The organism is Peiella sedimenti, assembly GCF_030504955.1.
GTDB lineage: Bacteria > Pseudomonadota > Alphaproteobacteria > Caulobacterales > Caulobacteraceae > Brevundimonas > Brevundimonas sedimenti.
This window is the reverse complement of the sequence record NZ_JAUKTR010000002.1, coordinates 396,881-410,417: the sequence shown is the minus strand read 5'-3', so window position 1 is coordinate 410,417 and position 13,537 is coordinate 396,881. Positions and strand designations below refer to the sequence as shown.

15 protein-coding genes and 1 tRNA gene are annotated in these 13,537 nt (G+C 70.1%); 4 read left to right on the top strand and 12 right to left on the bottom strand.

Annotation, left to right across the window (positions count from 1 at the left end; translation table 11 throughout):
• Positions 1–25 precede the first annotated feature (25 nt).
• The 7 genes from hisS to Q0812_RS07000 form a co-directional block, all read right to left on the bottom strand.
• Positions 26–1,507 (bottom strand): histidine--tRNA ligase, encoded by a 1,482-nt coding sequence (hisS, locus tag Q0812_RS07030; RefSeq protein ID WP_302109602.1) that lies wholly within the window; start codon positions 1,505–1,507, stop codon positions 26–28.
• A gap of 181 nt (positions 1,508–1,688) precedes the next feature.
• Complete coding sequence (locus Q0812_RS07025; RefSeq protein WP_302109601.1) at positions 1,689–2,921, bottom strand: DUF418 domain-containing protein; 1,233 nt, start codon at positions 2,919–2,921, stop codon at positions 1,689–1,691.
• 65 nt (positions 2,922–2,986) lie between these two features.
• Complete coding sequence (locus tag Q0812_RS07020) at positions 2,987–3,541, bottom strand: phthalate transporter (protein ID WP_302109600.1); 555 nt, start codon at positions 3,539–3,541, stop codon at positions 2,987–2,989.
• Positions 3,538–4,416, bottom strand: a complete 879-nt coding sequence (locus Q0812_RS07015) for a 3-hydroxybutyryl-CoA dehydrogenase (protein ID WP_302109599.1) — start codon at positions 4,414–4,416, stop codon at positions 3,538–3,540. The genes Q0812_RS07020 and Q0812_RS07015 overlap by 4 nt, the downstream gene beginning before the upstream one ends.
• 117 nt (positions 4,417–4,533) lie before the next feature.
• Positions 4,534–5,778 (bottom strand): PQQ-dependent sugar dehydrogenase, encoded by a 1,245-nt coding sequence (locus tag Q0812_RS07010; RefSeq protein ID WP_302109598.1) that lies wholly within the window; start codon positions 5,776–5,778, stop codon positions 4,534–4,536.
• A gap of 54 nt (positions 5,779–5,832) precedes the next feature.
• Positions 5,833–7,596 carry an asparagine synthase (glutamine-hydrolyzing) gene (gene asnB / locus Q0812_RS07005; RefSeq protein WP_302109597.1) on the bottom strand — a complete coding sequence of 588 codons (1,764 nt, stop codon included), beginning with the start codon at positions 7,594–7,596 and terminating at the stop codon, positions 5,833–5,835.
• The gene (locus Q0812_RS07000) at positions 7,596–8,612 is read right to left on the bottom strand and encodes a glycosyltransferase (protein WP_302109596.1); all 1,017 of its coding nucleotides are present in this window, start codon (positions 8,610–8,612) and stop codon (positions 7,596–7,598) included. The genes asnB and Q0812_RS07000 overlap by 1 nt, the downstream gene beginning before the upstream one ends.
• Positions 8,613–8,771: 159 nt before the next feature.
• Here Q0812_RS07000 and Q0812_RS06995 point away from each other — a divergent pair.
• Together Q0812_RS06995 and Q0812_RS06990 are read left to right on the top strand one after the other, a co-directional pair.
• A tRNA-Met gene (locus Q0812_RS06995) sits at positions 8,772–8,848 on the top strand.
• A gap of 49 nt (positions 8,849–8,897) precedes the next feature.
• On the top strand, positions 8,898–9,107 hold the full coding sequence (locus Q0812_RS06990) for a hypothetical protein (RefSeq protein WP_302109595.1): 210 nt from the start codon (positions 8,898–8,900) through the stop codon (positions 9,105–9,107).
• Here the strand turns inward: Q0812_RS06990 and Q0812_RS06985 are convergent.
• Complete coding sequence (locus tag Q0812_RS06985; protein ID WP_302109594.1) at positions 9,104–9,766, bottom strand: Fe2+-dependent dioxygenase; 663 nt, start codon at positions 9,764–9,766, stop codon at positions 9,104–9,106. The genes Q0812_RS06990 and Q0812_RS06985 overlap by 4 nt on opposite strands.
• 78 nt (positions 9,767–9,844) lie before the next feature.
• Here Q0812_RS06985 and Q0812_RS06980 point away from each other — a divergent pair, with 78 nt between their 5' ends.
• On the top strand, positions 9,845–10,171 hold the full coding sequence (locus tag Q0812_RS06980; RefSeq protein WP_302109593.1) for a hypothetical protein: 327 nt from the start codon (positions 9,845–9,847) through the stop codon (positions 10,169–10,171).
• A gap of 4 nt (positions 10,172–10,175) precedes the next feature.
• On the opposite strand, the gene dapD is transcribed toward Q0812_RS06980, so the two are convergent.
• Genes dapD through argB form a run of 3 tightly spaced genes read right to left on the bottom strand, consistent with a single transcriptional unit; the run spans position 10,176 to position 12,636 of the window.
• The gene (dapD, locus tag Q0812_RS06975; RefSeq protein WP_302109592.1) at positions 10,176–11,024 is read right to left on the bottom strand and encodes a 2,3,4,5-tetrahydropyridine-2,6-dicarboxylate N-succinyltransferase; all 849 of its coding nucleotides are present in this window, start codon (positions 11,022–11,024) and stop codon (positions 10,176–10,178) included.
• On the bottom strand, positions 11,021–11,701 hold the full coding sequence (locus Q0812_RS06970; RefSeq protein WP_302109591.1) for a pyrimidine 5'-nucleotidase: 681 nt from the start codon (positions 11,699–11,701) through the stop codon (positions 11,021–11,023). The genes dapD and Q0812_RS06970 overlap by 4 nt, the downstream gene beginning before the upstream one ends.
• Complete coding sequence (gene argB, locus Q0812_RS06965; protein ID WP_302109590.1) at positions 11,698–12,636, bottom strand: acetylglutamate kinase; 939 nt, start codon at positions 12,634–12,636, stop codon at positions 11,698–11,700. The genes Q0812_RS06970 and argB overlap by 4 nt, the downstream gene beginning before the upstream one ends.
• Before the next feature lie 72 nt (positions 12,637–12,708).
• On the opposite strand from argB, the gene Q0812_RS06960 reads away from it, so the two are divergent.
• Positions 12,709–12,885: a hypothetical protein gene (locus Q0812_RS06960; protein WP_302109589.1), complete on the top strand. Its 177-nt coding sequence runs from the start codon at positions 12,709–12,711 to the stop codon at positions 12,883–12,885.
• Here the strand turns inward: Q0812_RS06960 and yihA are convergent.
• Positions 12,882–13,517 (bottom strand): ribosome biogenesis GTP-binding protein YihA/YsxC, encoded by a 636-nt coding sequence (yihA, locus tag Q0812_RS06955; protein ID WP_302109588.1) that lies wholly within the window; start codon positions 13,515–13,517, stop codon positions 12,882–12,884. The two genes, Q0812_RS06960 and yihA, sit on opposite strands and share 4 nt — an antisense overlap.
• Positions 13,518–13,537: the final 20 nt, after the last annotated feature.

The following is a 13,537-nucleotide window of genomic DNA, read 5'->3' as shown; positions in this document are numbered from 1 at the left end:
CGCGGGAGTCAACACAACTCCCGTCTCAGGCGTCGACGATCCCATTCACGACCTCGACCAGGTGCACGCGGGGCACGGTCTGCTGGCCGGGGCGCTCGGACTTCCAGGTGTCGTGGTCGCTGACCCCCGCCGCGAGGGCGCGACCCAGATCCAGATCCTTGATGGTCACCTGGCCCGAGGCCCGCTCGTCCCCGCCCAGGATGACCACGGCGGGCGCCAGCCGCCGGTCGGCGTACTTCATCTGGGCCTTCATGCCCGAGCCGCCCAGATAGACCTCGGCGGCGATGCCGGCGGCGCGGAGCTCGGCGGCGGCGGCGAAGAAGTCGGCCATGCCCTCGGCGTCCAGGGCCAGCACCACCACCGGGCCGCGCGGCGCCTTGCCGGCCCCGGCCCACTCCATGGCCTGCAGGGCCACGGTCAGGCGGCTGACCCCGAAGGAGAAGCCGGTGGCCGGCGTGCGCTCGCCCGTGAAGCGGGCCACCAGATCGTCGTAGCGGCCGCCGCCGCCCACCGAGCCCAGGCGCAGCGGCTGGCCCTTGGCGTCCGTGGCGACAAGCTCGGCCTCGAAGACCGCGCCGGTATAGTACTCGAGGCCGCGCACCACGGCCGGGTCGAAGCGGGCCTGGGCGTCGGTCACGCCCATGGCCGTCAGCGCCTGATCGATGCGCTCCAGGTCGGACAGGCCCTGATCGCGCGTGGCGCTGGCCTTGCCGTCGGCCAGTGCCTTGAGCACGGCCTGGCGCGAGAGCCCTTGCGCCGCCGCGTTGAGGAACACTTCGATGTCGTTGACGGCCCCCTGGGCCAGGCCCGCGCCCCGCGTGAAGTCGCCGGATTCGTCCAGCCGCCCCTTGCCCAGCAGGTCGCGCACGCCCGCCCAGCCGAGACGGTCGAACTTGTCTATGGCGCGCAGGGTGGTCAGGCGCTGGGCCTGATCGACGATGCCGTGCGCCTCCATCAGCCCGTCCAGCAGCTTGCGGGTGCTGATCTTCATGACCGCCGCGCCCGCAGGGACTCCCGCCGCGGCCAGGCCCTCCACGGCCAAGGCCACCATCTCGGCGTCGGCTTCGGGCCGGTCCGAGCCGACCGTGTCGGCGTCGCACTGGGTGAACTGGCGGAAGCGGCCGGGGCCGGGCTTCTCGTTGCGCCAGACCGAGCCATAGGCCCAGCGGCGATAGGGCTTGGCGAGGGTCTGCCAGTTCTCGGCGGCGAAGCGGGCGAGGGGCGCGGTCAGGTCGTAGCGCAGCGCCATCCACTGCTCGTCATCGTCCCGGAGGGCGAACACGCCCTCGTTCGGGCGGTCCGCATCGGGCAGGAACTTGCCCAGGGCGTCGGCGTACTCGAAGGCCGGGGTGTCCAGCGGCTCGAAGCCATAGCGTTCATAGACGCCGGCTAGGGCCGCGATCAGGCGCCGCTCGCCCGCCAGATCGGCGCCGCGCCGGTCGGGAAAGCCGCGCGGGGCGCGGGGCTCGGGGCGAGGAGCGAAGGTGTCGTCGGCGGGGGAGGTCATGGGGCGCACCTTTAGAGCCTGATCGGTTGAGGTGGAATCGCTTTCGCCATTCCACCCATGCCGTGAATCACGCTCCCGCTAGGATTCTGGACCGAAATCTCAGCCCGGCTGGAGCAGCGACCCGCGGGATCGATTTCGGTCTGGAAGGCCCGCCCTGCTACGCCTCAAGCCGTCCGGCGGATCAGCGAAGCAGCGGCACCGGCCCCTTGTAGCTGAGGCGGCGCCAGACCCACTCCAGCGGGCCCATGTAGAAGCGCGACAGCCACAGCGGCGACCAGACCAGCTGGACGAGCCAGACGGCGCCGATCACAACCCACAGCTCGGCCAGGCTCATGGAGCCGAACCAGCCCAGGCCCCGGCCGCCGTAGAACAGCGTGGTCATGATCACGGTCTGGGTCAGATAGTTGGTGAAGGCCATGCGCCCCGCCGCCGAAAGGGGCTTGAGCAGGGCCCCCACGCCCATCTTGAGCAGCAGGAACAGCACGCTGGCGTAGCCCAGGCCGATCAGGGGTGCGAAGGCCGCGCTGATGGGCCGGCCAGAGGCCTCGGCGAAGCTGATGCCGCCCTCGAGCGCGCGGGTGGATTCGCCCGCCGTCAGCCAAAGGCCTACCCCCGCCAGGGCGATGACCAGCAGGTAGACGATCGGGTGGGAACGCCCGGCCAGGAAGCCCGTCTTGAACAGACCAAGGCCCACCATCATCAGGCCGCCCAAGGCGGGAACCATCACCCAGGCGCTGCCCCAGTACATCGCCAGGACGCGCAGATTGCCGAAGAAGGAGCCCTCAAGGGTGCGATAGGCGTCCACCGTGGCGGAGGTAGCCGCCGGATCGACGGTCCAGCCCATCTGGCTCTTTATCTGGGCGAGTGCTTCGGGGGGCATGAGCCCAAGCGCCAGGGTCGCCAGCATGGGCAGGACGAAGAAGACCAGATAGAGCGCCAGCCCCGCAGCGATCAACGGCAGGGGCCGCCAGGTCCGCGCCCACATGACCAGGAAGCCCGCGATGGCGTAGGTCAGCAGGATGTCGCCGAACCAGAAGAGGGTCGCATGCAGCAGGCCGAAGACGCCGAGCCACAGCAGGCGCCGCTGAAGCACGCCGTTCCTGGCCTCGTCGGTCTTGTCGCCGCCGACCAGGAAGATGGACACGCCGAACAGCATGGAAAAAAGGCTGATGAACTTGAATCGGAAGAAGGTCTCGCCGATCCACCAGGCCTGCTGCGAGGCGGCGTCGAACGGCTGCGGCGAGGCGACCGGGTTCATCATGGCCGTGAAGGGCAGGGCGAAGGTCGGCGCGTTGACGGCCAGGATGCCGAGGATGGCCAGGCCGCGAACGACGTCCAGCGCGGCGATGCGCGCCTTCGGTTCGACCGGACGCGGCTGGTCCGGCGCGGTTTCGGCCATGGCCCGTGCGGTCATTGGAGCGCCCCCCCGCTTGATGACGAGGGGACTATGGCGCGGAGCTATTGCGCCCCGCAAGTTAGCTATTCGTCATCCAGGAGGCCGAGCCTCGAGCGCACCCGCTCGGGCTTGGGCGTGAAGGCCAGAAGGCTGACCGCCAGCCCCGCCCAGGCGGCGTAGCTGGCCCCCACGAGCATGGCGAAGGGCAGGAAGCCCACCCCATAGAGCAGGACGGCGGTCTCGGCGCCGGAGGCCGCCCGCAACAGGTCGCCGATACCGATGAAGCGGTTGACGATCATCACCAGGGTCAGGATCAGCTCGCCGATGACGCTGCCCACCGCGCCGAACAGGACGAAGCGCCAGACGATCCCCAGCCGCGTCAGGGGCGCGACGCCCCGCCGCCGCTCGCGGTCGATCAGGGCGATGCCGAAGGGCACGCCGATCAGGCCCACCACCATGGCGGTCAGGCGCCAGTCCGACCCCAGAGCCACGCCCAGCTCCTGGGGCGGGAACAGCAGAAGGGTGATGACCAGGGGCGGCCAGGCCACGGCCAGCAGCCAGGCGGCCAGGGTCCAGGGGCCGCGCGGCTCCCGCCAGATGAGGGGCTTGAGCCCCGGTATGCCGCGACGTCCGCTCATCGGGTCGGGACCGGCGTCTCACCGCGATAGTCGTAGAAGCCGCGGCCCGTCTTGCGGCCCAGCCAGCCGGCCTCAACATACTTCACCAGCAGCGGACAGGGCCGGTACTTGCTGTCGGCCAGGCCGTCATAGAGCACGTTCATGATGGCCAGCACGGTGTCCAGGCCCATGAAGTCGGCCAGCTCCAGCGGACCCATGGGGTGGTTGGCGCCCAGCTTCAGGGCCGTATCGATGGACTGCACCGTGCCGACGCCCTCGTAGAGGGTGTAGATCGCCTCGTTGATCATCGGCACTAGGATGCGGTTGACGATGAAGGCCGGGAAATCCTCGGCGTCGGTGACCGTCTTGCCCAGCGACTCGGCGAAGGCGGCCGCCGCGTCATAGGTCGCCTGGTCGGTGGCGATGCCGCGGATGATCTCCACCAGACGCATGACCGGGGCGGGCTTCATGAAGTGCAGGCCGATGAAGCGGGCGGGCCGGTCCGTGGCCGAGGCCAGGCGCGTGATCGAGATGGACGAGGTGTTGCTGGCCAGGATGGCGCCCTCCGCCAGGTGCGGCGTCACGGCGGCGAAGACGGCCTTCTTGGTGGGTTCGTGCTCGGTGGCCGCCTCGATGACCAGCTGGGCCTCCTTCATCATCGCCAGGTCGCCTTCGAAACGGATGCGGCCAAGGGCGGCGTCGGCGTCGGCCTGGGTGGCGAGCCCCTTCTCGACCCTGCGGGCCAGGCTCTGGGCGATGGCGGCCTTGGCCTGTTCCAGCTGCCCCACGTCCACGTCGTGGAGGATGACCTGATAGCCGCCGCTGGCGCAGGTCTGGGCGATGCCCGATCCCATCTGCCCTGCACCGATCACGCCGACGGTCTTGATGTCGCTCATTCGAAGGCTGGCTGTCCGCTGATTGTCACGCCACCCTTAGCACACCGCGGCGGGCAAGCGAGCCTCACGGGCGGTGAAGCAGGGCGAGGCGTGGCCCTGGGGCCTCAGCAGGGGCATTCAACGACCGGCGGGCGCCACCCGGATCAGCCGACCGTCGTCCTCGTCGGTGACGATGTAGAGGGCGCCGTCGCGGCCCACCTGCACGTCGCGCACCCGCTGGCCGCCCGAGACGTCCAGCCGCTCCTCGCCGACAACGCGCTCGCCCTCCAGCACCAGCCGCACCAGCGCCCTGGTCCTGAGGCCCGAAATGAACAGGTCGCCGCGCCAGGCGGGCGCCAGGTCGCCCGTGTAGAAGGCCGCGCCGCCGGGCGCGATCACCGGGTCGAAATAATAGGCAGGCTGCTCCAGGCCCTCTGCCGCCGTGCGGCCCTCGCCGATGGCGCCGCCGCGGTACTCGATTCCATAGGCGATCACCGGCCAGCCGTAGTTGCGCCCGGCCCGCACCACATTGACCTCGTCGCCGCCGCGCGCGCCATGCTCGATGGCCCACAGCTCGCCGGTCTCGGGATGCAGGGCCGCGCCCTGGACGTTGCGGTGCCCCAGAGACCAGACCTCAGGGCGTGCGCCCTCCCGGTTCACGAACGGGTTGTCCGTGGGCACGGAGCCGTCGGCGTTGATGCGGACGATCTTGCCGAAATGGCTGTCCAGATCCTGGGCCTGGGACCGCGTGGCCATGTCCGAGCGCTCGCCCAGGGTGACGTAGAGCCGCCCTTCCCGGTCGAAGACCAGGCGCGAACCGTAGTGCATGGCGTTCGAGTAGGACGGCAGGGCGCGGAAGATGACCTGCACGTCCTCGACGCGGCTGAGGTCCTCTGACAGGCGCCCGCGCGCCACCGCCGTGCCGTTCCCGCCCTCGCGCGGCTCGGCATAGCTCCAGTAGAGCGTCCGATCGCTTTCGAAGTCCGGCGAGAGGGCGATGTCCAGAAGGCCGCCCTGGCCGCGCGCCATGATCTCGGGCAGGCCCCGCACCGGCGCGGAGAGAGCGCCGTCGGCCCCCACCACGCGAAGGCGGCCCGGCCGCTCGGTCACCAGCCAGCGGCCGTCGGGCAGTTGGGCCAGCGCCCAGGGGTGGGCCAATCCCGACGCGATGGTCCGGCTTTCCAGCTGCACGTCCGACGAGACCGCCGGGGCGCGGGTCTGACCGGGGAAGGCCGGCTGTTGCCCGGGGGCTTCGGGCGGGCCCTGCTCCACGGGCTGACCGGCGGCCGGCGGCGCCTGGTCCTGAGCGTTGCCGATATTGCAGGCCATCAGCAGGAAGGCCGAGGCGAGCGTTCCGATGGAGGCGATGGCGACAGCGCGCATGGCAGGGTCTCCGGCAGACTCGAAGGAGGGGACGGCGACAGAACCGCCCCCTGGCTAGACCGTTCCCAGAACCGCGCGCAACGCCTGGGCGCGATCCATCCCCAGGACATGGATGTTGAACCACACCGCATAGAACAGCAGCGGCCAGCGCGCCGAGACGGCCTCATCCCCCTCGAATACGGCGCGCACCGCATCCGGATCGCAGACCTGATTGAGGCCCTCGTGGGACGGCAGGGTGCGGGCCAGATCGGCCGCGCGCGGCGCGATCCAGGCGGCCACCGGCACGGTGAAGCCCTTCTTCTTCGCCCAGGGTTCGGCGGCGGGACAGTGGCGCTCCAACCACTTGCGCAGCAGCCACTTGCCGTAGCGGCCGCGCACCTTCATGCGGTCGGGCAGGTGGAAGGCGAAGGCCGCCACCTCGCGGTCCAGGAACGGGGTGCGCCCCTCCAGTCCGTGAGCCATCAGGGTGCGGTCCAGCTTGAGCAACAGGTCGTTGGGCAGCCAGGTGGCGATGTCGGCGGCTTGGGCTCGCTGAAGCGGGCTCATCCAGGGCTGGGCGGCCGCTTTCTCCCTGTAACTCCACTGGAGAAGGGCGCTGTTGGGTTTGAGAACACCTACGAGGGCTGGCTGTGGCGCCGCTGGCCGACCCCCCAGCCAGCGGGGGCGTAAGGCCCGGCGATAGCGGCCGTAGCCGGCGAACAGCTCGTCGCCGCCCTCGCCGGACAGCACGACGGTCAGCGTGCCCTTGGCGGCCTCGGCCAGCTTCCAGGTGGGCAGGGTGGCGTAGTCGGTGGTGGGGTCGTCCAGACACCAGGCCACCTCGGGCAGGATGTGCCAGAAGTCCTCTTCGCCGAAAGCCGTCTCGCGCCAGTCGAGGTTCAGCGCCTTGGCCACCCGCTCAGCCGCAGCCCGTTCGTCGCGGGCGCCCGGCGCGTCGAAGCCGCAGGTGAAGGCGGTGACTGGCCGTTCGTTCAGGCGGCTCATCAGGGTGGCGATGGTGGAGCTGTCGATGCCGCCGGACAGGAACAGGCCATACGGCACATCCGAGCGCTGATGGACGCGGACGCTGTCCTCGAGCACGGCATCGAGCTGAACCAAGGCGTGGGCGACCTCGCCCACATACTCTCCGGTCGGCGAGAGCCAAGGGAGGATGCGCCGCTCGCGCGGGACGCTGCTCAACTCGGCCTTCGCATGCCCGTATCCTGGGCGCAGGGTCGCTCGACCATCGAACACTTGGGCGACCTCGCCGGGTTCAATCCGCCTGACGTGTTCCTGAATGTCATGAATTGAGTAGTTCAGCTCCAGCACTTCGTTGATTGCTTCTGGCCGAACGCGCCGGCCGGAAAGAGACCTAGTCTCAGACGCGAAGCGGAGCTCGTCCCGCTCCTGGCGGACATAAAGCGGCTTGATGCCGAAGGGGTCGCGCACCAGCCAGGTGCGGCCGTCGCCGCCGATCAGGCAGAAGGCGTACATGCCGCGAAGGCGCGAAAAGGCCTTCTCGCCCTCGCGCGCATAGAGGTGCAGCAGGGGCTCGAAGTCCGAGCCGGTCTTGAGTTGGTCCTTGAGCCCGAACTCCTCGATCAGCTCGATGTAGTTGTAGATCTCGCCGTTGCCGATGATGGTGGAGCCCGCCGCGTGCAGGGGCTGCCAGCCCCCCTCCAGATCGATGATCGACAGGCGCGCGTGGGCCACCGCCCAGCCGGGGCCGCTCTCGACGCGAATGCCGTCCGGCCCCCGGTGCTGGAGGCGCTCGATCATCTCGCGCACCGCCTGTTCCGGCGGCTGGTCCGCGCCCAGAATGCCCGCGATCCCGCACATCAGACCGGCCTCAGCTCATCGAACAGGGCCGCCCACTGGGGCAGGACCGCCGCCCTGGAGAACTCGGCGGTCACGCGCGCCAGCCCCGCCTGCGCCATCGCCGTGCGCGCGTCCGATGCGGCCAACAGCGAGCGGATGGCCGCGGCCAGGGCGCCGGCGTCATCGATGGGGACCAGCACGCCGTCCTCCCCGTCGCGGATCAGCGCCTCGGGTCCCGCCGCGCGGGCGGCCACCACGGGCGCGCCGTGGGCCCAGGCCTGAATCACCACATTACCCAGCGGCTCGTAGCGTGAGGGAAAGACCACCAGGTCCGCCGCTCGATAAAGCGCCGAGGCGTCATTGCGCCAGCCCAGCCAGCGCACCCGCCCGGCCACGCCCAGTTCGTCCGCCAGCGCCTTGAGCTCGCGCTCCAGCGGCCCTGACCCCGCGATCCACAGGACGGCCTCGGGAATATCCGCCAACGCCTTCAGCGCCACGTCATGGGCCTTGGCCGGGTGCAACCGCCCCATGGACAGCAGCGCCGGAACCCCCTCTGGCGTCGCCAGAGCCGCGCGGTCGGCGGGCGCCATGTCCTGCGGTTCGGCGAAGTTGGGGATGTGGCGCGCCTTGTCCGCCGGCCAGCCCTGCTCGACCATCCAGTCGCGGATGCTGACGGTGTTGCCCACCAGCAGATCGAAGCCGCGATAGTTCTTGAGCTTGTAATAGCCGCCCAGCCGCCCGACTCGCGCCCAGGGGCCGACGGGCGTGTGGCGCGCGGCCCGGTTCATCCAGGCGATCAGCACCCGGGCGTCGATGGCGCGCGCGCAGCCCTCGATGCGAGGCCTTGTAGTGAAATCGAGCAGGCCGCCGAACCGGAAGACCGTCGCCGCCACGCCCGCCTCCCTCAGCGCCGCCTCGCGCGAAGGGTGAACCCGAACCCCCGCATGCAGGGCCAGGCCCGAGGCGTGCTGGGCCCGGACCAGGTCGGTGAAATAGGTTTCGGCGCCCCCGTCGCCGCCGGAGCCGAGAAGATGCAAGACGGGCCTTTGAGGGGTCATCGGGGCGCGAACCTAGCCGTGCGGACCGCCGTGCGATACCCCCGGCCGCGCGGGGCTGCAGGCGCCGTCTTGAACGGCGGCGTTCGCCCCTATATACGCCTCGCTTCCCGATCCCGGCTGTGGCCGGCGATGACCCATGGCTGGGTAGCTCAGCTGGTTAGAGCGGTGGATTCATAACCCACAGGTCGGCGGTTCGAGCCCGCCCCCAGCCACCATCCACCTCTGTCGAGTGGCGAGGGCCGCCAAGCGGGTCCATATAGGGTCATGACCTCCCGCCCGACCGCCCTCGAAAGAGCTTTCGCCCTGGCCTCCAGCGGCGCCTGCGCCAGCACCAACGAGATCAGGCTGGCCCTGAAGCGCGAAGGCTATTCGCCCGACCAGCTGTTCGGGCGCTCGCTGATCCGCCAGCTGGCGGCACTGTGCGCGGCCTCGCGACGCCCCGACGACGACGCAGGGTCGGCGTCCGCGAGCTAGACCTCGCCCCACATACGCAGCAGGGTGCCGATGGCCTTGTCCGCCGTCAGCCGCGCCTCGCCGTCGGGCAGGGACGCGCGCAGCCGCTCCAGGTCGAACAGCACCTCGCGCTCATCTGCGCGGCGCACCTGGCTTTCGATCCAGCCCACGCAGGCCAGCCGCTCACCCTTTGTCACCGGCGTCACCTGATGCAGGGCGCCCGTGGCGTAGATCACCGCTGATCCCGCCTCGGGGCGCGCCTGGCGCGCGCCCTCCGGCCCATGAACCTCGAGCGCGCCGCCCTGATAGGTCTCTACGGGCGACAGGAAGAGGGTGAAGGACAGATCGGTGCGCAGGCGCCCGCCGCCCTCGGCCTCCATGAAGGGCGCGTCCGTGTGCAGACCATAGGCGTCGCCGGGCGCGTATCGGGAGAAGATCAGGTTCGACCAGCGCGCGGGCCTGGCCCAGGCCATGAAGACCGGATGCCGTTCCAGCGCCTGGCGCACGAAGCGGGCGAGGGCCTGGGTTCCCGCCTCGCTCGCCTGGGTCTGCCGGTTCGACTTCACCTGCCGGGCGGACCCCAGGGCCGTGGCGCGGCCGTCGCGGAAGGTCAGGTTCGCCAACCCCTCTCGCACACGCCGGACGTCGTCCTGCGGCAACACGTCGCTTAAGGTCAGCACGGTTTCGCCCTCCTGCCGCGCAACGAATCCCAGCCTTTCGCCGTTGTGCGCCCAATGAGCAAGGCCGGGAGGAAGCCTATGTCCGTATCCGAAGCCGCCAAGGGCCGCCCGTGGCTGTCCATCGTCGCCGCCACCGCCCTGACCCTGGGTGGTCTGGCCGCCTGCAGCCAGCCGCAGCAGGACGAGGCCCAGGCCGAGATGAACGAGGCAGGTAACGACGCCGAGGCCGCCGTCGACGGCGTCAACACCGCAGAGGTGCGCGAAGAAGCCGCCCAGCTGGGCACGGCCATCGAGGCGGGCGCCCGCGAAGTGGCCCAGGAAATCGACCAGGGCACCGACCGTCTGGCCGCCGAGGCCGAGGAGCAGCGCGCCGAAACCCACGCCGAGGGCGTGGCGACCAACTAGTCTCTCAGTCCCTGAGCAGTTCGTTGACGCCGGTCTTGGCCCGGGTCTGGGCGTCCACCCGCTTGACGATGACGGCGCAGTAGAGGCTGGGCCCACCCTTTGGGTCGGGCAGGCTTCCGGGGACCACGACCGAATAGGCGGGCACTTCGCCGCGCAGCACCTCGCCCGTGGCGCGGTCGACGATCTTGGTCGAGGCCGACAGATAGACCCCCATGGCCAGGACCGCGCCCTCGCGCACGATCACGCCCTCGGCCACCTCGGCGCGGGCGCCGATGAAGCAGCCGTCCTCGATGATGGTCGGGCTGGCCTGAAGCGGCTCAAGCACGCCGCCGATGCCCGCGCCGCCGGACAGATGCACGTTCTTGCCGATCTGGGCGCAGGAGCCGACCGTCGCCCAGGCGTCGACCATGGAGCCTTCGTCAACAAAGGCGCCGATGTTCACGAAGCTGGGCATGAGGACGACGTTGCGTCCGATGTGGGCGCCGCGCCGCACGATGGCGCCGGGCACGGCGCGGAAGCCGTGCCTGTCGAAGTCGGCCGCCTTCCACCCCGAAAACTTGTTGGGGACCTTGTCCCACCAGGGGCCGACGCCCAGCGGCTCGTGCCGGCCGTTGTGCATGATCTCGTTGGGGTGCAGGCGGAAGGACAGCAGGACCGCCTTCTTCAGCCACTCCGACGTCTTCCACTCGCCGGTCTCGACCACGCGCTCGGCGACGCGGAAGCGGCCCTCGTCCAGGAGTTGGAGGGCGTGGTCCACGGCGTCGCGATAGCGGCCCTTGGTGGCGGCGCTGATCTCGGCGCGGCGCTCCCAGGCCTCTTCCACGTCGATCTTCACGGCAGCCAGGTCGATCATCGGGGCTCTCCGAAGGTCAGGGCGTTGAGGAACGGCGGCAGCCGCTCGGTGCGGTGATCGACATAGGGCGGCGCGTCGGTCAAGGCGCGCGGCCCCACGAGGATGGTAGTCATGCCCAGCTGGGCCGCCGGCTCGAGATTCCTCGCGGTGTCCTCAAAGAAGGCGGCGGCGCGCGGCTCCACGCCGTGGCGGCGGATGAGGCCGTGGAAGGCGCGGGGGTCGGGCTTTGGGATCAGGTCGGCGGCCTCGATGTGAAAGACGTCCTCGAACAGGTCGGCCAGGGCCATCTTTTCCAACACCCGCTCGGCGTGGCGGGCCGAGCCGTTGGTGAAGACCAGCCGGCGTCCCGGCAGGCGCAGCAGGCCTTCGCGCAGGACGGGATCCGGCATGAGTTTGTCCAGCGAGACCTCGTGCACCTCGTCCAGGAACGCGCGGGGATCCACCCGATGGTTCAGCATCAGACCGGCCAGGGTCGTCCCGTGATCGGTCAGATACCGCTTCTGCAGGGTCCGCGCGGCCTCCGGCTCAAGCCCACAGGCGCGGATCATGAAGTCGTTGATGCGCCCCTGCACCAGCGCCATGACCGCCGCCTCGGGCGGATAGAGGGTGTCGTCCAGGTCGAAGACCCAGTGCTGGACGTGCTGCAGGATCGGGCCGGATGCGGATGGAGGGCTCACGCCTGGATGAGCGTCCCCGCGCCGTGTTCCGTGAACAGCTCGACCAGCATGGCGTGGCTGCGCCGACCGTCCAGGATGACCACGGCCTCGACGCCCGCCTCGACCGCCTTGATGGCCGTCTCCAGCTTGGGGATCATGCCCCCGGTGGCCACGCCCGAGGCGATCAGGCCGCGCGCCTCGGCCACCGACATCTGGCGGATCAGCTCGCCCTTCTCGTCCAGCACCCCGGCCACGTCCGTCAGCAGCAGCATGCGCTTGGCCTTCAGCGAGCCGGCCACCGCGCCGGCCACCGTATCGGCGTTGACGTTGAAGGTGCGGCCGTCCTCGCTGACGCCGATGGGAGCGATGACCGGCACCCAGTCGCTCTCGGATTCGATCAGGCCCCGGATCAGCTTGGGATCGACGCGGGTGGGCTCGCCCACGAACCCAAGATCCACCTCGTGCTCGATCAGGCTGTCGGGATCACGGCGGGTGCGGGTGGTCTTCTCGACGGTCAGCAGGCCGGCGTCCTTGCCGGACAGGCCCACGCCGCGCACGTCGGCCTCGCGTCCGGCCAGGCTGATCCAGTTGGCGATCTCCTTGTTGACCGCGCCGGACAGGACCATCTCGGCGATCTCCATGGTCGCCTCGTCCGTGACGCGCAGGCCGTCGACGAAGGTGGACCTGACCCCCGCGCGGTCCAGCATGGCGCTGATCTGGGGTCCGCCGCCGTGAACGACCACGGGGTTCACGCCCATCAGCTTCAGCAGCACCACGTCGGCGGCGAACTGGCGCGCCACCGCCTCCTCGCCCATGGCGTGGCCGCCGTATTTGATGACGACCGTCTCACGGTCATAGATCTGGATGTAGGGCAGGGCCTCGGCCAGGGTCCGGGCAGTGACCCAGCCCTTGCCTTCCTGGGCCTCGAGGCCGCTCAGATCGGGGGTCTTGCTCATGGCGGGCGCGATACCGGAACCGGGCTCTGCTGTCACGGCGAAACCGGCGGCCCGCTGGGCCGTTCCTGATCCATGCGCGAGCACGAGATCGACGATCACGGCCCCGAGGCGGCCGAACCCCCAGCGGAGGCGGTGAACCCGGCCCTGTGCCCGGAATGCCAGGGCGCCGGTCAGTTGGGCTCGGGCGAGGTCTGCCCCGTCTGCGAAGGCTCGGGCAAGGCCCTGAACTACCGCCCCGGCGGCGGCTAGGTTTCGCAGGCCAGCAGCACCTCGGCGCGCAGCTCCGGAATGCCGAAGCCCTTCTCCGAGGAGGTCAGCACGAGGCGGGGAAAGGCGGCAGGGCGCTTGGACACGGCCTTGAGCGTCGCTTCGGCCACGCGCTGCCGCTCCTGGGGCCCGATCTTGTCGGCCTTGGTCAGGACGATCTGATAGCTGACGGCGGCCAGATCCAGGGCGTCCAGCGCTTCGATGTCCGGCGCCTTTACGCCGTGACGCGCGTCGATCAGCAGATAGACCCGCTTGAGGTTCACGCGTCCGCGCAGGTAGTCGCGGCCCAGGTTCTGGAACTTCCTCGTCTCAACCTTTGACGCCTTGGCCCAGCCATACCCCGGCAGGTCGACCAGGCGAATCCGCTCGTCCACCAGGAAGAAATTCACCTCGCGGGTGCGGCCGGGCTCGTTTGAGGCGCGCGCCAGGCCCTTCTGCCCGGTCAGGGCGTTGATCAGGCTGGACTTGCCCACGTTGGAGCGGCCGGCGAAGGCCACCTCGGGCAGGTCGGGCTCGGGCAGCTGCTCGATCTTGGCGGCGCCCTGCAGGAAGACGGCGGGCCGGGCGAAGGCCAGTCGCGCCGCCTCGATCTGTTCGGGCGTGAAGTCCGTCACGTGGCTGCTTTCATCGGGCC

Bases quoted from the DNA above. Each gene is read 5' to 3' on its own strand.
- Q0812_RS07010 (WP_302109598.1), bottom strand. From the start codon at position 5,778: ATGCGCGCTGTCGCCATCGCCTCCATCGGAACGCTCGCCTCGGCCTTC.
- Q0812_RS06980 (WP_302109593.1), top strand. From the start codon at position 9,845: ATGTCCGTATCCGAAGCCGCCAAGGGCCGCCCGTGGCTGTCCATCGTC.
- Q0812_RS06960 (WP_302109589.1), top strand. From the start codon at position 12,709: ATGCGCGAGCACGAGATCGACGATCACGGCCCCGAGGCGGCCGAACCC.
- Q0812_RS07020 (WP_302109600.1), bottom strand. From the start codon at position 3,541: ATGAGCGGACGTCGCGGCATACCGGGGCTCAAGCCCCTCATCTGGCGG.
- Q0812_RS07025 (WP_302109601.1), bottom strand. From the start codon at position 2,921: ATGACCGCACGGGCCATGGCCGAAACCGCGCCGGACCAGCCGCGTCCG.
- Q0812_RS07015 (WP_302109599.1), bottom strand. From the start codon at position 4,416: ATGAGCGACATCAAGACCGTCGGCGTGATCGGTGCAGGGCAGATGGGA.
- hisS (WP_302109602.1), bottom strand. From the start codon at position 1,507: ATGACCTCCCCCGCCGACGACACCTTCGCTCCTCGCCCCGAGCCCCGC.
- asnB (WP_302109597.1), bottom strand. From the start codon at position 7,596: ATGTGCGGGATCGCGGGCATTCTGGGCGCGGACCAGCCGCCGGAACAG.
- argB (WP_302109590.1), bottom strand. From the start codon at position 12,636: ATGAGCAAGACCCCCGATCTGAGCGGCCTCGAGGCCCAGGAAGGCAAG.
- Q0812_RS06990 (WP_302109595.1), top strand. From the start codon at position 8,898: ATGACCTCCCGCCCGACCGCCCTCGAAAGAGCTTTCGCCCTGGCCTCC.
- dapD (WP_302109592.1), bottom strand. From the start codon at position 11,024: ATGATCGACCTGGCTGCCGTGAAGATCGACGTGGAAGAGGCCTGGGAG.